Source organism: Gilliamella sp. W8123 (assembly GCF_016101085.1).
Classification (GTDB): Bacteria; Pseudomonadota; Gammaproteobacteria; order Enterobacterales; family Orbaceae; genus Gilliamella; species Gilliamella apis.
This window is the reverse complement of record NZ_JACFRE010000004.1, coordinates 110,273-133,903: the sequence shown is the minus strand read 5'-3', so window position 1 is coordinate 133,903 and position 23,631 is coordinate 110,273. Positions and strand designations below refer to the sequence as shown.

The following is a 23,631-nucleotide window of genomic DNA, read 5'->3' as shown; positions in this document are numbered from 1 at the left end:
TATAAACATTCAATGTTTAATAAAAAATTAAACACGACGTTTCTTTGGTGGACGACAACCGTTATGAGGAATCGGAGTAACATCAGTAATATTAGTGATGCGATAACCCGCTGCATTTAATGCACGAATTGTTGACTCACGACCAGGACCAGGTCCTTTAACCATAACTTCCAGATTCTTAATTCCGTAGTCTTTTACAGCTTCGGCACAACGTTCTGCTGCTACTTGAGCTGCAAAAGGAGTTGATTTACGAGAGCCGCGGAAACCAGAACCACCAGCGGTTGCCCAACCCAACGCATTACCTTGACGATCGGTAATTGTTACGATTGTATTGTTAAATGATGCATGAATATGAGCTATACCATCAGAAACTTGCTTTTTAACACGTTTACGTGTACGAACAGGTGTCTTTGCCATTTATTATCACCTCAATTATTTCTTGATTGGCTTACGCGGTCCCTTACGGGTACGAGCGTTAGTCTTAGTGCGTTGACCACGGACAGGAAGTCCACGACGATGACGCACACCACGATAACAACCAAGGTCTAATAAACGCTTGATACTCATAGTTACTTCACGACGTAAGTCACCTTCAACAGTGAATTTAGCGACTTGTTCGCGTAACTGTTCAATCTGATCTTCAGATAGTTCTCTGATCTTAACATGTTCAGGAATACCCGCTTCAGCACAAATTGTCTTTGCACGAGTACTACCGATACCATAAATTGCTTGTAACGCAATAACAGTATGTTGTTGATCAGGAATGTTAATGCCTGCTATACGGGCCACTATGCACTCCTTTATTGTTAATGTTCAGTAGATCCACCATACTGAAAAGCCCGTTTTCAGGATACTCAAACAATGGATCTACAAAAAATTTTTTTAGGCTGGCTATTCTAGCCAGCTTTACTATACTTTGGCAAGTAAAATATGCAAAAGTTCAACTTTACAGTTAAATAATATTAACCTTGACGTTGTTTATGTTTACCTTCAATGCAAATAACACGAACAATGCCATTGCGTTTGATGATTTTACAATTTCTGCATAATTTCTTGACTGAAGCACGAACTTTCATTTTTTTCTCCGTAACTTCTGGCTAACTTATCGGCCGTAGCCTTTAAGATTCGCTTTCTTTAACACTGACTCATAACGATTTGGCATCATTAAAGTCTGTACTTGTGCCATAAAATCCATGATTACAACAACTACAATTAATAATGATGTTCCACCAAATTGAACTGGAACTTTCATTGCACTTGTCATAAACATTGGTACCAAACATACAAGAGTAATGTAAATAGCGCCAATTAGCGTTAAACGTGTCATTACTTTGTCAATATACTTCGATGTTTGTTCACCTGGACGGATACCTGGAATAAATGCACCAGATTTCTTTAACTGATCTGCTGTTTCTCTAGGATTGAAAACCAATGCTGTATAGAAGAAACAGAAGAAGATAATCGCTGCTGCAAAAAAGATTATGTATAACGGTTGATCATGAGAGAAGTATTGCCCAATAAGAACAAAGATATATCTCCATCCTTCACCATTTCCTTGGAACCAAGAAGCCATCATTGATGGTAACATAACAATTGTTGAAGCAAATATTGCAGGAATAACACCTGCCATATTAATCTTTAATGGTAAATGTGTACTTTGTGCAGCATACACACGACGGCCTTGCTGTCTTTGCGCGTAATTAACAACGATGCGTCGTTGACCACGTTCAACAAAAACGACAAAGTAAGTCACACCAACCACTAATGCTGCGACGACTAATAATAAAATCGGATGCAAATTACCAGAACGAGCTTGTTCAATTGTTTCATATATTGCATGAGGAAGACTTGCCACAATACCAGCAAAGATAATGATAGAAATACCATTACCTACACCGCGTTCCGTGATTTGCTCACCCAACCACATAAGAAACATAGTGCCAGTAACTAAGCTAATCGATGCAATAAAATAGAAAGAAAATCCTGGGTTAATCACTACATGACTATAACCAGGAATATTCGGTAAACCAGTCGCAATACCAGCTGCTTGTACAATTGCTAAAGCTAATGTGCCATAACGGGTATACTGACTGATTTTTTTACGACCTGATTCACCTTCTTTCTTCAATTCTGCTAATTTAGGGTTAATTGCCGTTAATAACTGCACAATAATAGATGAAGAAATATAAGGCATTATCCCTAAAGCAAAAATTGAAGCACGGCTTAAAGCACCACCAGAGAACATATTGAACATACCAACAATACCATTAGATGATGATTGTAGTAAGTCCGATAACGCTTTAGTATCAATACCAGGAACCGGAACGTAAGAACCAAGACGGAAAACAATAAGCGCTAAAAGCACAAATAATAAACGTCTTTTAAGCTCACCACTACCGCCTCGTGTGCTTTGAAAATCTAATCCTGGTTGCTTTGCCATCTTTCTAATTATTCCTCAATTTTTCCGCCAGCAGCTTCAATTGCAGCTTTAGCACCTTTAGTTACTCGAATACCACGAACTGTTACTGGTTTAGTAACTTCTCCAGATAACATGATTTTTGCATATTCGATTTGTGAATTAATCACATTAGCAACTTTCAAGCTATTTAGGTCAACAATATCGCCTTCAACTTTCATTAAATCAGAAAGACGAACTTGTGCTGTTACCATAGCTTTACGTGAGGTAAAACCAAATTTTGGTAAACGACGATATAAAGGCATTTGACCACCTTCGAAGCCACGACGAACGCCGCCACCTGAACGTGATTTTTGACCTTTGATACCACGAGTACCAGTTTTACCTAGCCCTGAACCGATTCCTCGGCCCACGCGCTTAGATGCATGCTTTGAACCTTCAGCAGGAGATAAAGTATTTAAACGCATTACTATTACTCCTCAACTTTAACCATGTAATAAACTTGGTTTACCATACCGCGAATTGCAGGTGTATCTTCACGCTCAACAGTATGACCAATACGACGTAATCCTAGACCAACTAACGTTGCTTTATGCTTCGGTAGACGGCCAATAGAACTACGAGTTTGTGTAATTTTAATTGTCTTTGCCATGGCTAATTACCCCAAAATTTCTTCGACGGTTTTACCACGCTTAGCAGCAACCATTTCTGGAGATTTCATATTTTCTAAGCCATCAATAGTCGCACGAACCACGTTAATTGGGTTAGTAGAACCATATGCTTTAGCTAGAACGTTACGAACACCAGCAACTTCTAATACAGCACGCATTGCACCACCGGCGATAATACCAGTACCTTCTGATGCTGGTTGCATGTAAACACGAGAACCTGTATGAGCACCTTTAACTGGATGCTGTAAAGTATCGTTATTTAACGCAACGTTAATCATATTACGACGTGCTTTTTCCATTGCTTTTTGGATTGCTGCTGGCACTTCACGTGCTTTACCATATCCAAAACCAACGCGGCCATTACCGTCACCAACCACTGTTAGTGCAGAAAAACTAAAAATACGACCACCTTTTACGGTTTTAGAAACTCGGTTAACTGCGATTAGTTTTTCCTGCAGTTCACCAGCTTGTTTTTCGATGTTTGACATCTTTAACTCCTACCTTAGAACTGTAGGCCAGCTTCGCGAGCAGCATCTGCTAGCGCCTGAACTCGACCATGATATTGGAAACCTGAACGATCAAAAGAAACTTCTTTGATATCTTTCGCTAATGCGCGTTCTGCAATTGCTTTACCAACTGCTGCTGCTGCATCTTTGTTTCCAGTGTATTTTAAACTTTCACTGATAGCTTTTTCTAATGTTGAAGCCGCTGCCAGTACTTCTGATCCGTTTGGTGCGATAATCTGCGCATAAATATGACGCGGAGTACGGTGAACTACTAAGCGAGTTGCAAGTAGTTCTTGCATCTTACGACGCGCTTTAGTTGCACGACGGATACGAGCTGATTTCTTATCCATAGTGTTACCTTACTTTTTCTTAGCTTCTTTAGTACGCACAACTTCATCTGCGTAACGAACACCTTTACCTTTATAAGGTTCAGGACGACGATAAGCACGGATATCAGCAGCTACTTGTCCAATTAACTGTTTATCAGCACTTTTCAGAACGATTTCAGTTTGCGAAGGACATTCAGCTGTTACACCTGCAGGTAATTGGTGATCAATTGGATGTGAATAACCAAGAGATAAGCCAATTGTATTACCTTTAACTTGTGCACGATAACCGACACCAACTAGCTGAAGTTTTTTAGTAAAACCTTCAGTAACACCAATAACCATTGCATTAATCAATGCACGAGCAGTACCTGCTTGCGCCCAAGCGTCAGCAAAACCGTCACGAGGCGCAAATGTAATCTGGCCTTCTGCTTGATTAATAACAACTGCATTATTTATTGTACGAGATAACTCGCCATTTTTACCTTTAATCGTAATTACCTGACCATTGAGTTTTACCTCTACGCCAGCAGGAACAACGACAGGTGCTTTTGCAACACGAGACATTTTTTTCTCCCTTACGCTACGTAGCAGATAATTTCACCACCAAGACCTGCTTGGCGTGCTGCACGATCAGTCATAACACCTTTAGAAGTAGAAACAACTGCAATACCTAATCCAGCCATTACTTTTGGTAATTCATCTTTACGTTTATAAATACGTAAACCTGGACGGCTAACACGTTTAATACTTTCTACTACAGCCTTACCTTGGAAATATTTTAAAGTGATTTCCAATTCTGGTTTAGTGTCACCAACTACTTTATAGTCCCCGATATAACCTTCTTCTTTTAGCACATTGGCAATTGCCACTTTTAGCTTAGAGGAAGGCATGGTGACTGCAACTTTATTCGCAGCTTGACCGTTACGAATGCGGGTCAACATATCTGCTATAGGATCTTGCATGCTCATCTATAACACTCCCCTGATTACCAACTTGCCTTTTTAAGACCAGGAATCTCACCACGCATGGCTGATTCACGAACCTTAATACGGCTTAAACCAAACTTACGAAGGACGCCATGAGGACGACCGGTTTGACGACAACGACGACGTTGACGTGATGGACTAGAATCACGAGGAAGCGTTTGCAATTTAAGCACTGCATTCCAACGATCTTCATCTGATGCATTAAGATCAGAGATAATCGCTTTTAATTCTTGACGCTTTGCAAAATATTTTTCTGCTAGCTTTACGCGTTTTTTATCGCGTTCAATCATTGATTGTTTAGCCATTATGCCCTACCTTACTTACGAAATGGGAAGTTAAAGGCAGATAATAAAGCTCGGCCTTCTTCATCAGATTGTGCTGTTGTTGTGATAGTGATATCTAAACCACGAACACGATCAACTTTATCATAATCGATTTCAGGGAAAACGATTTGTTCACGAACACCCATGCTATAGTTACCACGACCATCGAAAGATTTTGCGCTTAAACCACGAAAATCTCGAGTACGAGGAAGAGCAATATAAACTAGACGTTCAAAAAATTCCCACATACGTTCGCCACGTAAAGTGACTTTACAACCAATAGGATACCCTTGACGGATTTTAAAACCAGCAACTGATTTGCGTGCTTTAGTGACTAGTGGTTTTTGACCACTGATTGCTGCTAAATCTGCAACCGCATTATCTAATAATTTCTTATCAGTAATTGCTTCACCCACACCCATATTCAAGGTGATCTTTTCGATCCGAGGGACTTGCATGACAGATTTGTAGCCAAACTGTTCTTGCAGTTTATTTACTACCTGTGCTTTGTAGTAATCATGCAGTTTCGCCATCGTACACTCCAAATTACTTAATTGATTAATTTATTAGTAGACTTATAAAAACGGACTTTTTTACCGTCTTCAAAACGAAAGCCTACGCGATCTGCTTTGCCTGTATCTTGGTTAAAAATTGCTACGTTAGAAACGTTAATTGGCGCTTCTTTCTCAACAATTCCACCTTCTTGATTTAATGCAGGTACTGGTTTTTGGTGTTTTTTCACCAAATTGATACCTTCAACAATCACTTTACCAGTAGACAAAACACTTTTTACTTTACCGCGTTTACCTTTATCTTTACCGGCTAACACGATAACTTCATCTTCTCGACGGATTTTAGCTGCCATTACCCGCTCCTTACAGTACTTCTGGTGCTAATGAAATGATCTTCATAAACTTCTCAGAACGAAGTTCACGAGTGACCGGTCCAAAAATACGCGTACCAATCGGTTGCTCACTGTTATTATTTAAAATAACACAAGCATTGCGATCGAAACGAATGACAGATCCATCAGGACGACGAACACCTTTTCGAGTGCGCACCACCACAGCTTTAAGTACATCACCTTTTTTAACTTTACCACGTGGAATAGCTTCTTTAATGGTAACTTTGATGATATCACCTACCGCTGCATAACGACGATGCGATCCACCGAGAACCTTGATACACATTACGCTACGTGCGCCAGAGTTATCAGCAACATCGAGCCTAGTCTGTTCTTGGATCATTTTAATGCTCCGTATAAATTAATTATTGTCTAATCTACCTTCATCCACCTCAACTACCATGGATAAGAATAGACAACCAAAAACCCACTTACGTGAGGGCGCATAGTATAACACCACTCAAATAAAATGGATAGCATAAAATAAACGGCCGGTGAGCCGTTTATTATATTATGTACAGTTTTTAATCAAATTTGATTAGCTAACTGCTTTTTCAACGATTCGAACAAGAGTCCAAGATTTGGTTTTTGATAATGGACGACACTCTTTAATTTCTACAGTATCGCCAATACCACACTCGTTGTTTTCATCATGTACATGCAATTTAGTCGTACGTTTAATGAACTTACCATATAACGGATGCTTCACTTTACGTTCAATAGCTACAGTAATAGATTTATCCATTTTGTCGCTAATAACACGACCTTGCTGAGTACGAATTTTTACTTCAGTAGTCATATTACGCACCCGCCTTCTCAGTTAATAACGTTTTAACTCGTGCAATATTACGACGCACTTGTTTTAACATATGAGTTTGTGTTAACTGACCTCCAGCTAATTGCATACGTAAGTTAAATTGCTCACGTAATAAATTAAGAAGTTCAGTATTTAACTCTTCAACGCTTTTTTCGCGTAGCTCTTTTGCTTTCATTTACATCACCGTCTTAATCACAAAGGTGGTTTTAATTGGCAGTTTTGCAGCTGCCAACGCAAATGCTTCACGAGCAACTTCTTCCGGTACACCGTCCATTTCATAAAGGACTTTACCTGGTTGAATCTGAGCAACCCAGTATTCAACGTTACCCTTACCTTTACCCATACGCACTTCAAGTGGTTTTTCAGTAATTGGTTTATCAGGGAAAACTCGAATCCAGATTTTACCTTGACGCTTAACTGCACGAGTCATTGCACGACGTGCTGCTTCGATCTGGCGCGCAGTCAAACGACCACGACCCACAGCCTTAAGACCGAATGTACCGAAACTTACATCAGTACTCACAGCAAGACCACGATTGCGGCCCTTGTGCACTTTACGGAATTTTGTACGCTTTGGTTGTAACATCAGCGACGCTCCTTATTGTTTTCGGCCTTTGCGCTGCTTTTTCGGTTGAGCAGCAGGTTGTTTTTCTGCTTGTTCAACGGCAGCCATACCACCAAGGATCTCACCTTTGAAGATCCACACTTTAACACCAATAATACCATAGGTAGTCAATGCTTCTGATAAACCATAGTCGATGTCCGCTCTTAATGTATGTAATGGTACGCGACCTTCACGATACCACTCACTACGAGCAATTTCAGCGCCGCCTAAACGACCACTTACTTCAACTTTGATACCTTTAGCACCCGCCTTCATTGCATTTTGAACCGCACGTTTCATTGCACGACGGAACATAACACGGCGTTCTAACTGAGAGGTAATACTGTCAGCAACTAATTTAGCGTCTAGTTCTGGTTTACGAACTTCAGCAATATTAATTTGTACTGCAACATCACGTTTCTCTTTTTTGTCTTTGTATTTATTGACAATAGAAGCTACGGCATTACGTAATTTTTCAACGTCCTCACCTTTTTTACCAATCACAATACCTGGACGAGCAGTGTGAATAGTAATGCGAACGTTAGTTTCTGCTGAACGATCGATAACAATTTTAGAGATTGATGCTTGTGCTAATTCTTTATTTAAGAATTCACGCACTCTAAAATCACTTTCTAAATTATCAGCGAATGTCTTTGTACCCGAATACCATGTAGATGTCCAAGGCTTGACGATGCCTAATCGGATACCATTTGGATTTACTTTTTGACCCATTGCTATTCTCCAGCCTAGCGATCTGAGACGATCACGGTGATGTGACTCGTACGCTTCAAAATTCGATCTGCACGACCTTTCGCACGAGGCATAATACGCTTCATGGTTGGGCCTTCGTCTACGAAAATTTTCGCAACTTTCAGATCATCAATATCAGCACCATCGTTATGCTCTGCATTAGCAATAGCAGACTCTAATACTTTTTTAACAAGTACAGCCGCTTTTTTATTGGTGTACGTTAAAATATCAAGTGCCTGAGACACTTTTTTACCGCGAACAAGATCTGCAACTAAGCGAACTTTTTGTGCAGAAGAACGAGCGTGGCGGTACTTTGCAATTGTTTCCATCTCTTTCTCCTACTTATTTCTTCTTAGCTTTCTTATCCGCAGCGTGGCCGCGATAAGTACGAGTCGGCGCGAATTCACCCAATTTATGACCAACCATTTCGTCGGAAACATAAACTGGAACGTGCTGACGACCATTATGGACAGCGATGGTCAATCCGATCATGTTAGGAAAGATCGTTGAACGACGGGACCAAGTACGAATTGGTTTCTTGTCCCCGCTTTCCACCGCTTTCTCTACCTTCTTCAGCAAGTGTAGGTCAATAAAAGGACCCTTCTTGAGAGAACGTGGCATAGCTAATCCTCTATATTAATTATTTCTTATTGCGACGGCGAACAATATACTTATCAGTACGTTTGTTGCTGCGCGTTTTCAATCCTTTGGCTTTTTGACCCCATGGAGACACAGGATGTTTACCAAAGTTACGACCTTCACCACCACCATGTGGATGGTCTACCGGGTTCATTGCTGTACCACGAACAGTAGGACGAACACCACGCCAACGCGTTGCACCCGCTTTACCTAGTACGCGAAGCATATGTTCTGAGTTACCCACTTCACCAATAGTGGCGCGGCAATCAGATAATACTTTACGCATTTCACCTGAACGTAGACGTAATGTTACATAAGCACCATCACGCGCAACGATTTGAACATAGCTACCAGCTGAGCGAGCAAGTTGTCCGCCTTTACCTGGTTTCATTTCAATATTATGCACGGTAGAACCTACTGGAATATTGCGCATTGGTAAACAGTTACCTGTTTTAATCGCTGCATCAACACCAGATTGGATCTGATCACCTGCTTTTAAGCCTTTAGGCGCTAAAATATAACGACGTTCACCGTCTTTATATAGAACCAATGCAATATTTGCACTACGGTTCGGATCATATTCCAAACGTTCAACAACTGCTGGAATACCATCTTTATTACGCTTAAAGTCGACAATACGATAATGTTGTTTATGACCACCACCGATATGACGGGTAGTGATACGACCATTATTATTGCGACCACCAGTTTTGCTTTTTGTATCAAGCAACGGTGCATAAGGCTTACCTTTATGCAACTCTGGGTTAACCACTTTAACAACGTGGCGACGACCCGGAGATGTAGGTTTACACTTAACAACTGCCATTGTTCTTACTCCTCCGAATTACTCAGCGACGCCAGCAAGGTCTAAATTTTGACCTTCTGCTAAAGTAACGTAAGCTTTTTTCCAGTCGCTACGGCGACCGATTTGTTGACCACGACGTTTTACTTTGCCTTTAACAACAAGAGTATTAACGTCATCTACTTTGACTTCAAATAGTTGTTCAACTGCGGCTTTAATCTCTCTCTTAGTAGCATCTTTAGCAACTTTCAATACTAATGTATTTGTTTTTTCCATTGAAATAGATGCTTTTTCAGAAACATGTGGTGCTCGCAGGACTTTAAGCAGACGCTCTTCACGAATCATGCTAACATCTCCTCTACTTGTTTAACGGCATCAACAGTGATAACCACTTTGTCAAATGCAATCAAACTAACTGGATCAATACCTGCCACATCACGCACATCAACTTTATATAAGTTACGTGCTGCTAAGAAAAGATTTTCATCAACTTCAGAGGTAATGATTAGAACATCTTTTAGGTTCATATCATTTAATTTCTGAGTTAATAATTTAGTCTTAGGTGCTTCAACAGTAAATGTTTCAACCACGATTAAACGTTCTTGACGCACTAATTCAGAGAAAATACTCTTTAATGCACCACGATACATTTTACGGTTAACTTTTTGGCTATGATCTTGTGGTTTTGCTGCAAATGTTACACCACCACTACGCCAGATTGGGCTCTTAATAGAACCTGAACGAGCACGACCTGTGCCTTTTTGACGCCATGGTTTTTTGCCTGAACCAGCGATTTCTGCACGAGTTTTTTGTGCGCGAGAGCCTTGACGAGCAGCAGATGCATAAGCAACAACTACTTGGTGAACTAACGCTTCATTAAACTCACGTCCGAAGGTAGTTTCGGAAACAGAAAGCGCTTGCGCGTCTTTTACTACTAATTCCATCTCTATCTCCTCGACGTTAAGCCTTGATTGCCGGTTTAACAATTACGTCACTATTGATCGCGCCTGGTACTGCACCTTTAATTAATAAAAGGTTACGTTCAGCATCAACACGAACAATATCTAAGTTTTGAACAGTTACACGTTCATTACCTAAGTGACCTGCCATTTTACGACCTTTGAACACTTTACCTGGAGTTTGGTTTTGACCAATAGAGCCATGACCACGGTGTGCCAAAGAGTTACCATGAGTAGCATCTTGAGTGCGGAAATTCCAACGTTTAGTTACGCCAGCGAAACCTTTACCTTTAGATGTACCAGTAACATCAACTTTTTTAACGTCTGTGAAAATATCAACGTTAATGCTTTGACCTACAGTATATTCGCCTTCTTCAAAACGGAATTCCCATAGACCACGACCAGCTTCAACGCCAGCCTTAGCGAAATGACCTGCTTCAGGTTTATTTACTCGGCTTGCTTTTTTGCTGCCAGTAGTAACCTGAATAGCTTGATAACCGTCATTTTCAAGTGTTTTAACTTGAGTAACGCGGTTGCTTTGAACTTCAACTACGGTGACAGGAATAGAAACACCCTCTTCGGTGAAGATTCGTGTCATTCCTACTTTACGACCGATTAAACCAATCATTGTTTCGACCTCTCAATCATTCAGCTTAGGATTAACCTAAACTGATCTGCACATCAACACCGGCAGCAAGATCTAGACGCATTAAAGCATCAACTGTTTTTTCAGTTGGCTCTACAATATCAACTAGACGTTTATGAGTGCGAATCTCATATTGATCACGCGCATCTTTATTAACGTGCGGAGAAATCAATACTGTGAAACGCTCTTTGCGTGTCGGTAATGGAATAGGACCACGAACTTGTGCGCCAGTGCGCTTCGCAGTTTCTACAATTTCAGCAGTTGATTGATCAATCAAACGATGATCAAACGCTTTTAACCGGATACGGATTCTTTGGTTCGACATGAGACCAGAGCTCCACTATTTAAAAGTTATAACAAAAGATTACTCCTCTTGCCCTGTTTCGATTGACAGGAGAGTGTAATCCGTTCTTTTCGTAATTCCCAAATCGGGAATGTTGTTGATATAATTCAATATTTTTACATAAAGATTATATCTTTTTACGCATTTGCTTACATAAAGACAATAAACAAAGTGGCGGGATTATACCCTGTTAGTTAACTAACATCAAGCATTAATTATCATATAGATAGAGAAAATCCGATAATTGATAGTTGCAATAAAAGTTAAGAAATGGAGTTTTTTTAATCAGACTATGCCGCCATTAAAGGTGGTCGATTACTGAGCTTCTTTGATATATGTAATATAGATATTTTTTCGAAATCTCGATATCGAGAGTATCATCAGTCACTTAAGTTTAACCACTTAAGTGACTATATGACTCAATACATTCGTTATTTAATATTGCAATAACTCATCGCAATTTCAGAAGCTAATTTTGCATTATTAAAGACAAGATTGATATTTGCTTCTAAACTATCACCACCAGTTAATTCCACTACTTTTGCCAATAAAAATGGGGTAGTTTCTTTACCTTTAATTCCTTGCTCAACTGATTCTTTTAAGGCTTTTTCAATTGCTGCTGAAATTAACTCTTCATCCATTGCATATTGTGTTGGGATAGGATTAGCAACCACAACCCCACCATTTAAGCCTAAATCCCATTTTACTTTAATCATTTCAGCTATTTGTTTGGCACTATCTAGTTTAACACTAACATCAAATGGGCTAGTTCGACTAAAGAATGACGGTAGTTTTTCAGTTTGATAACCAACCACAGGAACGCCAAATGTTTCTAGATATTCCATAGTTAAACCTAAATCTAAAATTGATTTAGCACCAGCACAAACAACGGCAACACTAGTATTGGCAAGTTCTTGAAGATCGGCAGAAATATCAAATGTATGTTCTGCCCCACGATGAACACCACCAAGCCCACCGGTTGCAAATACACGTATACCGGCTAATTCAGCGATAATCATAGTTGCCGCGACGGTAGTTGCACCATTTTGTTTATTAGCTACAACTACTGGTAAATCTCGACGACTCACTTTGGTTACATTTAATCCTTCTTTACCCAGAATCGTTATCTCTTCTTTTGACAAACCCGCTTTTAAACGACCATTAATAACAGCAATAGTGGCGGGTATCGCACCATTTTTTCTGACAATTTCTTCTACTTTTAATGCCGTTTCAACGTTTTGTGGATATGGCATACCATGTGAAATAATGGTAGATTCTAAAGCTACAACCGGTTGATTATTTTCAAGTGCTTGTTTAACTTCAGGGGAAATATCAAGATATTGATTATATTTAGACACATTGTTCATGAAAGGGACTCCAAAATATTTTGAACACAATTAATTGATAAATTAGGATTATTAGTAAATTCAGATGATAATGTTAATGCCGAACAAGCTTGACCAAATCTCACACTTTGATAAAAACTCAGTCCATTCAAGTAACCTTGAACAAGCCCTGCCAGCATGGCATCACCAGCACCAGTAACGCTGACAATATCAGTTGGAATGGACGCAGACCAACCACGATCACCATTGATTTCGCTATAATAAACACCATCAGCACCAGCGCTAATTGCAATTCGTTGCACGCCTTGCTGATGGAACCAGTCAACCACTTTAGGAATATCGTCATTAGTTTCGATTTTTATTCCACTTAAAATTTCGGCTTCTAGTCGGTTAGGTTTTAAAGTATGAATATATGACAACCAAGCTTTAATCTTATGAGACTTAAATGCAGATACAGTATCAACAAAAATAGGCACTTCCCCAGCATTATTAAACAGCCATGTTAATGCTTCTTGTTGCAAATTACAGTCGATAACCAGTAATTTAGCATGCTGAATTAACTGCTTAGATTCATTTAATAAACTTGGTGTTAGTTTGTTAATAATATCCATATCATTAATAGCTATCACCATTTCTCCTGATTGATCAAGCAGAGAGAGGTAAGTTGAAGTACTATCGCCTTTTATCACATGGCAATGCTCCATATTAACACCGGCTTTTCGGGTATGTTCAATAAGCTGGGCACCATAGAAATCATCGCCAATCATTGAAATAAGATGGGTATCAAGCCCTAAAAGCGCCAAATTTTCAGCAATGTTTCGCCCCACACCGCCAGGAGTACAACGAATCTTACCGGGATTAGAATCTTGATAAACTAACTTTTCATCTGAATATCCAGTCACATCCATGTTACAAGAACCCACGACAACCACATGATTATTTTCAGACAAAAGATAACCTTTTCCTTTTATATAACCTTTTTGAGTCAAAGTCATAATATAACCAGCTACACTAGAACGGGTAATACCTAACATTTCAGCAATCACTTGTTGTTGGATGAAGGGATCTTTGCGAATAATCGTAAGAATCTGCTTTTCTCTTTGATTCATAAACACCTGTCTATTTTTAAGCATATGTTTAGTCTGTGACTATAGCAGAATCATTATCAAGTTGAAAGCAACTAAGTCAATTAGGTAAATAAAATGAGATAATTATCACAAGTAAAAATTTGAGGAAAGGTGTTTTTACAGAAGGATGTCGCCATAAAGGCGACTAATTAATGATCTTCTTTGGCGTGATTAAGGCTATATCTTGGAATTTCGACTTCAAGATCTTCATCGGCTACTCGAGCTTGGCAACTTAAGCGACTATGAGGCTCGACACCCCAAGCTTTATCTAGCATATCATCTTCTTGTTCATCACTTTCTTCAAGTGAGTCAAATCCCTTTCGAACAATACAATGACAAGTTGAACATGCACAAGACATTTCACAAGCATGCTCTATTTCGATGTCATTGCGCAAAGCAACATCTAATATTGATTCGCCTTCTTCGGCCTCAACAGTTTTTCCTTCAGGACAAAGATCAGCATTTGGTAAAAAGGTAATTTTTGGCATAATAATCTCATTGGTTAAATATCATCAACGCTATGCCCGGTTAAGGCATCACGTATTGATCTATTCATACGTTTAGCAGCAAAGGTTTGTGTTGCGTTATCAACATGTTTAATTTGCTGCTCAATCAAAGAACAATCATTAGATTCCGTTGCTTGTTGCAATTTTTGCTTAGCATTCAAGATAAGATTAAGTTCCTCTTCATCTAATAAATCAGCATCTTTATCTAGTGCAGATTGTAATGTTTCAAGTACTCTGGCAGCCTCTACTTTCTGTTCGGCAAGCTTTCTTAGTTGTTTATCTTGATTTGCATAATTGATTGAATCTTGAATCATGCTAGCAATTTCGTTTTCTGACAGTCCATAAGAAGGCTTAACTTGAATCGCCGCCTCAATCCCGGTCGATTTTTCCATTGCAGTGACACTCAATAAACCATCAGCATCGACTTGAAAGGTAACTCGAATATGCGCACCACCTGCAGGCATAGGAGGGATGCCTCGCAAAGTAAATTTTGCTAATGACCTGCAATCGGCAACACTTTCTCGTTCACCTTGCAAAACATGAATCATCATCGCCGTTTGACCATCTTTAAATGTGGTAAACTCTTGTGCACGAGCGCATGGAATTGTGCTATTACGAGGAATAATTTTTTCAACTAATTCCCCCATAGTTTCAATCCCTAAAGATAAAGGAATAACATCCAGCAATAACATGTCTGAATCAGGTTTATTGCCAACCAGTATATCCGCCTGTATTGCTGCACCAATGGCAACAACTTTATCTGGATCAATCGAGGTTAAAGGTTCAGTTTTGAAATAACGACCAACTAATTGCCTTACTAATGGCACTCGAGTTGAGCCACCAACCATCACAACTTCACTAACTTCATCAAAATCAATTTGCGCATCTTTCAACGCTCGGCGACAAACAGCCAATGTTCGTTTAACTAGAGGCTCAATTAAGTCTTCAAATTGTTTACGAGTTATTGTGAAAGACTGCCCTTCTATATTAACTAAAGCAGAATCTTGCTGACTTAGTGCAATTTTAATTTCAACAGCTTCATCGATAATTTTCTGGTTTATATATGGGTCAGAATTGTTATTTAAACCTAACTGTGTTTTTAAATAATCAGCAAGTAATCGGTCAAAATCATCACCACCAAGTGCTGAATCGCCTCCAGTTGCTAAAACTTCAAATACACCTTTATGTAGGCGTAAAATAGAGATATCAAATGTTCCACCACCTAAATCATAAACAGCAATAACACCTTCTTTACCTGAATCTAAGCCATAAGCGATAGCAGCAGCTGTTGGTTCATTCAGTAATCTTAAAACATGTAATCCAGCTAATTTAGCCGCATCCTTAGTTGCTTGTCTTTGCGCATCATCAAAATAAGCTGGTACTGTTATTACTGCACCATCAATCTCACCATCTAAGCTTTGTTTTGCTCGATCAACCAAAGCAATCAAAATCTCAGCTGAAACTTGTACTGGATTAACTTGCTGATTAGGTAAATTTAATAAAGGAACACCATTATCAGTTTGTGAAAAAGTATAGGGAAAGCGTGAACTATCAATATCAGTTAAGCTTCTTCCCATTAAGCGTTTTATTGAACTAACCGTATTCAATGGATCATTGGCTGCATTAGTTTTAGCATTTTTACCGACCGTAATAATAGTATTATCATCATAGTCTAGGCCATAATGCACAACCGATGGTAATAATGCATTACCATCTAAATCTGGCAAAACTTCTGCTTGCCCACTACGAACTGTTGCGACTAAAGAATTAGTTGTCCCTAGATCTATGCCAATAGCTAATCGACGTTGATGAGGTTCTGGTGTTTGTCCCGGTTCACTGATCTGTAATAATACCATTTGATCTATCTCTAATTGATGTGTTACTTAATCTTAAATTATAGAGCAAATTACTTTTCTTGTAACTTTTCGATCTGTTCAATCAATCTAGCTAGATAACGGATTTTATAGATTTGATTAACTGCGCTTTGCCAATCTTGTTGGGATATATGTTGCAATAGCTGATGATAGACTTGTTTTTTTCGTTGCGAAATTTCCGAATGAAAATCATCTAATAGATCAATATTATTTTGATTTTCAATATCATCTAATTTTTCACGCAAACTAAATTGTTCCATTAAAAAATCGGCATCATGAATAATATTTTGCTCTGTTGCAACATCAAAACCTTGCAATGATAAAAAGTATTCAGCCGCTTTTATCGGATTTTTTAGCGTTTGATAGCCATCATTGATCATTGCCGACTTTTGAATGATAGCCACTTTTTCATTATCTGTTGCCTGAGCAAAATTATCAGGATGATATTGGCGTTGCAACTGTTGATAGTTAGCCGTTAACTGACCATTATCAATAGGTAATTGAATTGGTAATTGAAATAATTCAAAGTAATTAATCACAATTCATGTCCCATTAAACATTAAAGCTTTCGCCACAACCACATTCATTGCTAGCGTTAGGGTTATTGAATTTAAAGCCTTCATTTAGACCTTCTTTAACAAAATCAAGTTCTGTTCCATCAAGATAAACTAAACTTTTTTTGTCAATGATCACTTTGACATCTTTATCTTCAAAAACACTATCATCATCATTAATGATATCAGCAAATTCTATTACATAAGCCATTCCCGAACAGCCTGAAGTTTTAACGCCTAACCGAAGCCCAACCCCTTTACCTCTGTTAGCTAAAAAGGCCTGAACTCGATTTGCTGCGCTATTAGTTAATGTGATTGCCATTAACGTTGTCCTTTTTTGGTTTTATAATCATCAATAGCTGCTTTAATGGCGTCTTCCGCTAAAATTGAACAGTGAATTTTAACCGGAGGTAAAGCTAATTCTTTCGCTATATCAGTATTTTTTATTGCTTCAGCTTCATCTAATGATTTACCTTTAATCCATTCAGTCACTAATGAACTTGAGGCAATTGCACTACCACAACCATAAGTTTTAAATTTGGCATCTTCAATAATACCATCATCATTAACTTTGATTTGTAACCGCATTACATCGCCACATGCTGGTGCTCCAACCATACCACTACCAACATTTGGATCATTTTGATCAAAAGAACCTACATTGCGTGGATTTTCATAATGATCGACGACTTTTTCACTATATGCCATAATTTACTCCTAATTTTTAATGGGCTGACCACTTAATTTTTGTTAAATCAACACCATCTTTAAACATTTCCCAAAGTGGAGAAAGATCTCTTAATTTACCGATAGAATCTTTAATTAACTTAATTACATAATCTACTTCTTCTTCGGTACTAAATCGACCAAATGAAAATCTTATTGAGCTATGGGCAAGTTCATCATTAAGTCCTAGTGCTCGTAGTACATAAGACGGTTCTAAACTTGCAGAAGTACATGCTGAACCAGATGATACTGCTAAATCTTTTAGCGCCATCATGAGTGATTCACCTTCAATATAAGCAAAGCTTACATTTAAAATATTAGCCACACCATGCTCTAATGAACCATTAAGATAAACTTCATCAATATCTTTTAATCCATTCCATAAACGAGTTTTTAGTGCTAAAAGACGTGGTATTTCTGTTGTCATCTCTTCTTTTGCTATACGGTACGCTTCACCCATACCCACAATTTGGTGTACCGGTAAAGTACCAGAACGCATACCGCGTTCATGTCCACCACCATGCATTTGGGCTTCAATACGTACTCGTGGTTTACGTCTAACATAAAGTCCACCAATGCCTTTTGGCCCATAGATCTTATGACCAGAGAACGACATAAGATCGACTTTTAATTTAGTTAGGTCAATCGGTAATTTACCAACACTTTGGGTTGCATCAACATGAAATACAATGCCTCTTTCACGGCACATTTCGCCGATTTTTTCGATATCCTGAATAACACCAGTTTCATTATTAACGTGCATAATTGATACAACAGTTGTGTCACTACGCATCGCTGCAGCCAGTTTATCAAGATCAAGAATACCATTTGATTCTGGTGCTAAATAAGTCACTTCATAACCTTCTCGTTCTAATTGACGACAAGTATCAAGCACTGCTTTATGTTCCGTTTTACAGGTAATAATGTGCTTACCTTTAGCATGATTAAAATGCGCCGCACCTTTAATGGCTAAGTTATCGGCTTCTGTCGCGCCTGAAGTAAATACAATTTCACGTGAATCGGCACCAATTAAGTCAGCAATTTGATTTCGTGCAATATCAACGGCTTCTTCAGCTTGCCAACCAAATTTATGTGAACGAGAAGCGGGGTTACCAAAAACACCATCGGGTGTTAAATACTGCATCATTTTTTCAGCTACTCTAGGATCTACAGGCGTTGTTGCTGCATAATCCATATAAATAGGTAATTTCATTAATTACTCCCAATTACAAATTCTGTATTTTTAATTAATTCTGTTTTGATGAAGATGACTTTGTCGATTAAAGACGGCTTTCACTTCTTGATTATTAACCAATTCGCTTAAAGTGATACTGGTCAGAAAATCATTGATTCGCTCACTCAAGTCATTCCATAAACTATGGGTAAGGCATCTTACACCATTTTGACATCCGGTATTACCGTGGCATTTAGTCGCATGAACAGTTTCATCAACAGCCTTCACAATTGAGCTAATCGCAATTTGCTCCATACTACGACCAAGTACATAACCACCACCAGGACCTCTAACACTTGAAACTAAACCATTTTTACGCAATCGTGAAAACAGTTGTTCTAAATAAGATAGTGAGATTTCCTGACGTTCTGAAATATCAGCAAGTGATACAGGGCCTGATTCTGAATGCAGTGCTACATCTAACATAGCTGTCACTGCATATCGCCCTTTTGATGTCAATTTCATTAATCATTCCCCTATATTTAATAGTAAATATTTTATATATCCATTACTTTTAGTCAAGTATTTAGTTGACTATTTTAGTGGGAATTAAGTTATCAGTTCTTCATCGACGAAATATATGGGAATATGCTAATCTAATAAACTAAATTGATACAGGAGTTTAAGAATGAATTTAGTAATACGCTGGTGTTTAATATTAAACATACTTTGGGCTAAAAGTGTGTTTGCGGAGCCTACTTTGAATGATTTGCGACAAAATTACCAAAAGTGGCAAAACACTTATCAATCATTAACTTTTGATGAACAACAGAAATTACTAAAACAATTAAAAAACTATCCACTATACCCTTATGCTGCTGTGCAATTTTTTCAAAACAACATTAAAACAGTATCAACACAAGCAGTGAGTGATTTTGCAAAAAAATATCATGATTTCCCATTAACATCGTCATTAACTCAGGCTTATATAACTGAGCTGGCTAACCGTCAAGACTGGAATGCAATTATCACTTTTCCTATAGATAATTCCATTGCCTCTAATTGCCGATATCAGTATGCAAAATTACAACAACATCAAGATAAAGCGGTATTCGATAATGTTGAATCGCTATGGTTAACAGGTAAAGAATTGCCTTCGGCTTGTGATCCTTTATTAGATGCATGGTCAAAAAGTGGTAAACGCACAGCAAATATTATTTTATTACGCATAGAACTAGCTTTAGAAAACAACAATTTAAAATTAGCTCGCCATTTAACCAACTTACTAGATGATAACTATCAAACAACCAAAAATCATTTATTAGCTATTTTTGATAATCCTCGAAAAATTGAAGATTTTTCAAAAAATATTAAAACGAGTACCTTCACCCAAAAAATTGTTTTAGCATCTTATCCTCGGTTAGTTAAAGCTGACAAAAAAATGGCTGCGGTATTATTACCACAACTAATAAAAAAACAGAATTTCACTGATGATGAGCAAATTAAATTACAACAAAGCTTAGCCAATAGTTATTTTAGTGATTCAGCAACCCCGGAACAGATCAAATGGCGAGATAATTATATTAGCAAAAGTCACGACTCAACTTTAGTTGAAAAACGTATTCGCATGGCTATTGATGCTAATAATTACAAAGATATTGCACATTGGCTAAAACAACTAACTTCAGAAGATCAATTAAAAGAAGAGTGGCAATACTGGCACGCTCGAGTATTACTCAATAACAATAAAACCAACGAAGCAAAACATATCTTAAAAAGTTTAACTAATAAACGTGGTTTTTATGGCATGGTAAGTGCACAAGCTCTTAATCAACCATATACTATTAATAATTTATCGAAAAAGATCCCGACTGCAGAAGTCAATGCACTTAAAGCCAAGTATGACCAGCAACCATTTGCCATTAGAATTAAAGAATTAAGATTATTAGGTATGTTAGGGGAGTCAAAACAAGAATGGCGATATGTACTTAAAAACCATACAGCAGAAAATGAATATTTAGATTTAGCTAAATACGCTTATCAAAAAGGTTGGGGAGAACTAAGTATTCAAGCAACAATATCAGGTAAATTATGGGATAATTGGACTGAACGCTTACCTATCATGTATAAAAACTTATATAATGATGCCTTGAAAGATAAAGCGATTCCATTATCTTATGCTTTAGCAATAACTCGGCAAGAAAGTGCATTTGACACCACGATACAGTCTCCAGTTGGAGCCAGTGGTTTAATGCAATTAATGCCAGCAACAGCTAAGGAAACAGCCAAAAAAATCAGTAATATTACCTATTATTCACCAAGCCAACTGTTTGAACCGACAACGAATATACAGTTAGGTACTTATTTTTTAAATAGCGTTTATTTACAAAATGATAACAATCGTATTTTATCCTCAGCAGCATATAATGCTGGTCCAGGCCGAGTAAAAAAATGGTTGAATAATAGTAATGGAAAACTTGATGCTATCGCATTTATTGAAAGTATTCCCTTTAATGAAACTCGAAATTATGTCAAAAGTGTATTAGTTTATGATTATATTTACCAATATATTTTAGGAAATCAACACCCTCATATACTGACAACAAACGAATTTAATAGACAATATTAATGGTGCATTACATGAAAACTAAAGAATGGAACCAAACGGTTGAAATATTACACCAAGCATTTAATAGTGGTTATTCATTAGATATATTGAAATTACTGATGACCGCTGATGAACGGGATGCATTAATCACAAGAGTTAAAATTGTCCGATCATTACTGGATGGCTCAATAAATCAGCGCCAACTTAAAGAACAATTAAAAATTGGCATTGCCACTGTTACCAGAGGATCGAATAGTTTAAAAGAAGCAACTCCTGAATTTAAAATGTGGTTGGAAAACATTCTATTGAAATCAGATAAATAAAATAATAGTCAATATTTATAAAAACTAGTTAAAGTAGACTATAACAAGTTTGACTGGATATTGACTTCTTCATCTGCAACGACAGGCACACAATAATCACATTCCATAGTATGGATATCTTTAAAACATTTAATCGTATCATCATGATGATTATGATGAATCTCAATTAAACAACTTGAGGTGCGTAACCGAACTTTTAATGCTGGCATTGCAGCTAAGTGGACTTGAGAAATAAAATCACTGAAATTTTCTAGCGAACCAATATATTTAAAACAAAGATATAAACCACCTTCATTAACAATTGGTTCTATATGCTCAAGATTATTATTATGATCTAAAGCAATTGTATATAAAAGTTCTTGTTCATTAGCATTATCTTTACTTTTCAAAATGCGGCTAAAAGCAAAAATCTTATCCGGTAAACTGTCACTATTGTGAGCATAATGGGATAAATAATTTTGAAAAAACTGCGATCTTAATTTATTTTCTTCATCTAAAATTTGACTCAAATTACAATTATTTTTATAAGAGATTCCCCAAAAAGTTTGTTTCGGCATATTCACAAATTTAGGTTCAGGTAAAGAAAGTCGATTTTTATTTAATTCAATAGCAGGAGTTAACCCGGTAGGATCCCAAAATTCACCACGACGATAACTTGCAGGTGTTTCATTAAATTGCTTTTTAAAAGAACGAGTAAAAGTTTGCTGCGAATCAAAACGATATTGCATAGCAATATCTAAAATAGGTTTACTTGTCATGCGCAAAGATAATGCCGCATAAGTTAATCTGCGGTGACGAATATAAGTACCAAGTACTTGACCAGTTACTTCTTTAAACATCCGTTGTAAATGCCACTTCGAATAACCTGATTTCTGGGCGACATTATCAATAGATAAGGGTTGCTCCAAATTTTTTTCAATCCAAACGATAAGATCTGAAATAATACTAACTTGATTCATATAACCCCATCATGATGTGAATTGGCAAATATTATGAGATTATGACTTAATCACAGCAATAAGCAAGATGTAAATCGAAAATTTTTTAACAATATGAATGGGTTCCAGCTTGATGTTCGGTAATATCTTTTACGCCTGCCAGTTCAGGGAATTCAGCAAGTAGCTGTTTTTCTATCCCCTCTTTTAAAGTGTAATCGACCATCGAACAACCATTACAACCACCGCCAAATTGTAATATCGCATAATTATCATCGGTTAATTCAACCAAACTCACATGACCACCATGACTAGCTAATTGCGGATTAACCTGTGCTTGAATAACATAATTGACGCGTTCAATTAACGGTGCATCATCGGCAACCTTTTTCATTTTTGAATTTGGTGCTTTTAAAGTTAATTGAGAACCTAATTCATCTGTTACATAATCAATCACCGTTTCCTCTAAAAAAGGAGCGCTAATTTCATCAATATAAATAGCAAAACCTGCTTGTTGTTGTTCTTCTATATCGCTATCTTCTATAGTATCTGCTGGGCAATATGAAACCCCACATTCTGCTGATGGTGTGCCAGGATTAATAACAAAAACCCGAATTTGTGTACCATCAGGCTGATTAGCAAGTAATTTTTTAAAATGTTGTTGCGCTGATTCAGAAATGGTAATAATAGACATAATCCCTCACTTTGACACGATTGACATTAATCATCACTAACATCATCGATAATAGTTGACTAACCTTGT

Annotated in this window: 38 protein-coding genes; 2 read left to right on the top strand and 36 right to left on the bottom strand. The window is 37.7% G+C overall.

Features of this window, described 5'->3' with window-relative positions:
• Positions 1-27: 27 nt before the first annotated feature.
• The 34 genes from rpsK to iscR all read right to left on the bottom strand — a co-directional run bounded on the left by rpsK (position 28) and on the right by iscR (position 19,527).
• The gene (rpsK, locus tag H3T56_RS06480) at positions 28-417 is read right to left on the bottom strand and encodes a 30S ribosomal protein S11 (RefSeq protein WP_025314405.1); all 390 of its coding nucleotides are present in this window, start codon (positions 415-417) and stop codon (positions 28-30) included.
• A gap of 15 nt (positions 418-432) precedes the next feature.
• Entirely contained in the window at positions 433-789 is a 357-nt protein-coding gene (gene rpsM / locus H3T56_RS06475; RefSeq protein WP_034902358.1) for a 30S ribosomal protein S13, read from the bottom strand.
• 173 nt (positions 790-962) lie between these two features.
• Positions 963-1,076, bottom strand: coding sequence for a 50S ribosomal protein L36 (gene rpmJ / locus H3T56_RS06470; protein WP_034884218.1), 114 nt, complete (start codon positions 1,074-1,076; stop codon positions 963-965).
• A 26-nt stretch (positions 1,077-1,102) separates the two neighbouring features.
• Positions 1,103-2,440, bottom strand: coding sequence for a preprotein translocase subunit SecY (secY, locus tag H3T56_RS06465; RefSeq protein WP_198192305.1), 1,338 nt, complete (start codon positions 2,438-2,440; stop codon positions 1,103-1,105).
• 8 nt (positions 2,441-2,448) lie between these two features.
• On the bottom strand, positions 2,449-2,883 hold the full coding sequence (gene rplO / locus H3T56_RS06460) for a 50S ribosomal protein L15 (RefSeq protein ID WP_034902361.1): 435 nt from the start codon (positions 2,881-2,883) through the stop codon (positions 2,449-2,451).
• A gap of 5 nt (positions 2,884-2,888) precedes the next feature.
• Entirely contained in the window at positions 2,889-3,068 is a 180-nt protein-coding gene (gene rpmD, locus H3T56_RS06455; protein ID WP_025314400.1) for a 50S ribosomal protein L30, read from the bottom strand.
• A 6-nt stretch (positions 3,069-3,074) separates the two neighbouring features.
• A complete protein-coding gene (gene rpsE / locus H3T56_RS06450) occupies positions 3,075-3,575 on the bottom strand; it encodes a 30S ribosomal protein S5 (protein WP_025314399.1) in 501 nt (166 codons plus the stop codon).
• 14 nt (positions 3,576-3,589) lie between these two features.
• Positions 3,590-3,943 carry a 50S ribosomal protein L18 gene (gene rplR, locus H3T56_RS06445; protein ID WP_034902364.1) on the bottom strand — a complete coding sequence of 118 codons (354 nt, stop codon included), beginning with the start codon at positions 3,941-3,943 and terminating at the stop codon, positions 3,590-3,592.
• A 9-nt stretch (positions 3,944-3,952) separates the two neighbouring features.
• Entirely contained in the window at positions 3,953-4,486 is a 534-nt protein-coding gene (gene rplF, locus H3T56_RS06440; RefSeq protein ID WP_034902367.1) for a 50S ribosomal protein L6, read from the bottom strand.
• Positions 4,487-4,497: 11 nt separating this feature from the next.
• A complete protein-coding gene (gene rpsH, locus H3T56_RS06435; RefSeq protein ID WP_034902370.1) occupies positions 4,498-4,890 on the bottom strand; it encodes a 30S ribosomal protein S8 in 393 nt (130 codons plus the stop codon).
• Positions 4,891-4,907: 17 nt separating this feature from the next.
• A complete protein-coding gene (rpsN, locus tag H3T56_RS06430) occupies positions 4,908-5,213 on the bottom strand; it encodes a 30S ribosomal protein S14 (protein WP_025314395.1) in 306 nt (101 codons plus the stop codon).
• A gap of 11 nt (positions 5,214-5,224) precedes the next feature.
• Entirely contained in the window at positions 5,225-5,764 is a 540-nt protein-coding gene (rplE, locus tag H3T56_RS06425; RefSeq protein ID WP_025314394.1) for a 50S ribosomal protein L5, read from the bottom strand.
• 17 nt (positions 5,765-5,781) lie between these two features.
• Complete coding sequence (gene rplX, locus H3T56_RS06420; protein ID WP_034884230.1) at positions 5,782-6,096, bottom strand: 50S ribosomal protein L24; 315 nt, start codon at positions 6,094-6,096, stop codon at positions 5,782-5,784.
• 10 nt (positions 6,097-6,106) lie between these two features.
• Positions 6,107-6,478, bottom strand: a complete 372-nt coding sequence (gene rplN / locus H3T56_RS06415) for a 50S ribosomal protein L14 (protein ID WP_025314392.1) — start codon at positions 6,476-6,478, stop codon at positions 6,107-6,109.
• Positions 6,479-6,673: 195 nt separating this feature from the next.
• Entirely contained in the window at positions 6,674-6,934 is a 261-nt protein-coding gene (gene rpsQ / locus H3T56_RS06410; protein ID WP_025314391.1) for a 30S ribosomal protein S17, read from the bottom strand.
• A gap of 1 nt (position 6,935) precedes the next feature.
• Positions 6,936-7,127 (bottom strand): 50S ribosomal protein L29, encoded by a 192-nt coding sequence (gene rpmC / locus H3T56_RS06405; RefSeq protein ID WP_034902373.1) that lies wholly within the window; start codon positions 7,125-7,127, stop codon positions 6,936-6,938.
• A complete protein-coding gene (gene rplP / locus H3T56_RS06400) occupies positions 7,128-7,538 on the bottom strand; it encodes a 50S ribosomal protein L16 (RefSeq protein WP_025314389.1) in 411 nt (136 codons plus the stop codon). It lies immediately after the preceding gene.
• A 12-nt stretch (positions 7,539-7,550) separates the two neighbouring features.
• Positions 7,551-8,288 carry a 30S ribosomal protein S3 gene (gene rpsC, locus H3T56_RS06395; protein WP_034884234.1) on the bottom strand — a complete coding sequence of 246 codons (738 nt, stop codon included), beginning with the start codon at positions 8,286-8,288 and terminating at the stop codon, positions 7,551-7,553.
• 14 nt (positions 8,289-8,302) lie between these two features.
• Entirely contained in the window at positions 8,303-8,635 is a 333-nt protein-coding gene (gene rplV, locus H3T56_RS06390) for a 50S ribosomal protein L22 (RefSeq protein WP_034884235.1), read from the bottom strand.
• 13 nt (positions 8,636-8,648) lie between these two features.
• A complete protein-coding gene (rpsS, locus tag H3T56_RS06385) occupies positions 8,649-8,927 on the bottom strand; it encodes a 30S ribosomal protein S19 (protein WP_024496505.1) in 279 nt (92 codons plus the stop codon).
• Between the two features lie 19 nt (positions 8,928-8,946).
• Positions 8,947-9,771: a 50S ribosomal protein L2 gene (gene rplB, locus H3T56_RS06380; protein ID WP_034902376.1), complete on the bottom strand. Its 825-nt coding sequence runs from the start codon at positions 9,769-9,771 to the stop codon at positions 8,947-8,949.
• An 18-nt stretch (positions 9,772-9,789) separates the two neighbouring features.
• Positions 9,790-10,092: a 50S ribosomal protein L23 gene (rplW, locus tag H3T56_RS06375; RefSeq protein ID WP_034885052.1), complete on the bottom strand. Its 303-nt coding sequence runs from the start codon at positions 10,090-10,092 to the stop codon at positions 9,790-9,792.
• A complete protein-coding gene (gene rplD / locus H3T56_RS06370) occupies positions 10,089-10,691 on the bottom strand; it encodes a 50S ribosomal protein L4 (protein ID WP_034902381.1) in 603 nt (200 codons plus the stop codon). The genes rplW and rplD overlap by 4 nt, the downstream gene beginning before the upstream one ends.
• A 16-nt stretch (positions 10,692-10,707) precedes the next feature.
• On the bottom strand, positions 10,708-11,334 hold the full coding sequence (gene rplC / locus H3T56_RS06365; RefSeq protein WP_034902384.1) for a 50S ribosomal protein L3: 627 nt from the start codon (positions 11,332-11,334) through the stop codon (positions 10,708-10,710).
• Positions 11,335-11,365: 31 nt separating this feature from the next.
• Positions 11,366-11,677: a 30S ribosomal protein S10 gene (rpsJ, locus tag H3T56_RS06360; protein WP_006120582.1), complete on the bottom strand. Its 312-nt coding sequence runs from the start codon at positions 11,675-11,677 to the stop codon at positions 11,366-11,368.
• Positions 11,678-12,126: 449 nt separating this feature from the next.
• Entirely contained in the window at positions 12,127-13,062 is a 936-nt protein-coding gene (locus H3T56_RS06355) for a pseudouridine-5'-phosphate glycosidase (protein ID WP_086366122.1), read from the bottom strand.
• Positions 13,059-14,150: a PfkB family carbohydrate kinase gene (locus tag H3T56_RS06350; RefSeq protein ID WP_174564987.1), complete on the bottom strand. Its 1,092-nt coding sequence runs from the start codon at positions 14,148-14,150 to the stop codon at positions 13,059-13,061. Before H3T56_RS06350 ends, H3T56_RS06355 begins: the two co-directional genes overlap by 4 nt.
• 167 nt (positions 14,151-14,317) lie before the next feature.
• Positions 14,318-14,656 carry an ISC system 2Fe-2S type ferredoxin gene (fdx, locus tag H3T56_RS06345; protein ID WP_034902394.1) on the bottom strand — a complete coding sequence of 113 codons (339 nt, stop codon included), beginning with the start codon at positions 14,654-14,656 and terminating at the stop codon, positions 14,318-14,320.
• A gap of 14 nt (positions 14,657-14,670) precedes the next feature.
• Positions 14,671-16,530 (bottom strand): Fe-S protein assembly chaperone HscA, encoded by a 1,860-nt coding sequence (hscA, locus tag H3T56_RS06340; protein ID WP_198192304.1) that lies wholly within the window; start codon positions 16,528-16,530, stop codon positions 14,671-14,673.
• A 50-nt stretch (positions 16,531-16,580) separates the two neighbouring features.
• The gene (hscB, locus tag H3T56_RS06335; protein WP_198192303.1) at positions 16,581-17,087 is read right to left on the bottom strand and encodes a co-chaperone HscB; all 507 of its coding nucleotides are present in this window, start codon (positions 17,085-17,087) and stop codon (positions 16,581-16,583) included.
• A 13-nt stretch (positions 17,088-17,100) separates the two neighbouring features.
• Positions 17,101-17,424 carry an iron-sulfur cluster assembly protein IscA gene (iscA, locus tag H3T56_RS06330; RefSeq protein ID WP_034902400.1) on the bottom strand — a complete coding sequence of 108 codons (324 nt, stop codon included), beginning with the start codon at positions 17,422-17,424 and terminating at the stop codon, positions 17,101-17,103.
• The gene (iscU, locus tag H3T56_RS06325; protein WP_034884104.1) at positions 17,424-17,810 is read right to left on the bottom strand and encodes a Fe-S cluster assembly scaffold IscU; all 387 of its coding nucleotides are present in this window, start codon (positions 17,808-17,810) and stop codon (positions 17,424-17,426) included. The genes iscA and iscU overlap by 1 nt, the downstream gene beginning before the upstream one ends.
• 16 nt (positions 17,811-17,826) lie before the next feature.
• Entirely contained in the window at positions 17,827-19,041 is a 1,215-nt protein-coding gene (locus H3T56_RS06320; RefSeq protein ID WP_086353762.1) for an IscS subfamily cysteine desulfurase, read from the bottom strand.
• Between the two features lie 30 nt (positions 19,042-19,071).
• Entirely contained in the window at positions 19,072-19,527 is a 456-nt protein-coding gene (gene iscR / locus H3T56_RS06315; RefSeq protein ID WP_034902406.1) for a Fe-S cluster assembly transcriptional regulator IscR, read from the bottom strand.
• Positions 19,528-19,690: 163 nt separating this feature from the next.
• Here iscR and sltY point away from each other — a divergent pair, with 163 nt between their 5' ends.
• Entirely contained in the window at positions 19,691-21,631 is a 1,941-nt protein-coding gene (gene sltY, locus H3T56_RS06310) for a murein transglycosylase (RefSeq protein WP_198192302.1), read from the top strand.
• Positions 21,632-21,642: 11 nt separating this feature from the next.
• Positions 21,643-21,933 carry a trp operon repressor gene (gene trpR, locus H3T56_RS06305; RefSeq protein ID WP_199283285.1) on the top strand — a complete coding sequence of 97 codons (291 nt, stop codon included), beginning with the start codon at positions 21,643-21,645 and terminating at the stop codon, positions 21,931-21,933.
• A 38-nt stretch (positions 21,934-21,971) separates the two neighbouring features.
• On the opposite strand, the gene robA is transcribed toward trpR, so the two are convergent.
• Together robA and nfuA are read right to left on the bottom strand one after the other, a co-directional pair.
• A complete protein-coding gene (gene robA / locus H3T56_RS06300) occupies positions 21,972-22,892 on the bottom strand; it encodes an MDR efflux pump AcrAB transcriptional activator RobA (protein WP_065614722.1) in 921 nt (306 codons plus the stop codon).
• An 85-nt stretch (positions 22,893-22,977) separates the two neighbouring features.
• A complete protein-coding gene (gene nfuA / locus H3T56_RS06295; protein ID WP_034901535.1) occupies positions 22,978-23,556 on the bottom strand; it encodes a Fe-S biogenesis protein NfuA in 579 nt (192 codons plus the stop codon).
• Positions 23,557-23,631 lie beyond the last annotated feature (75 nt).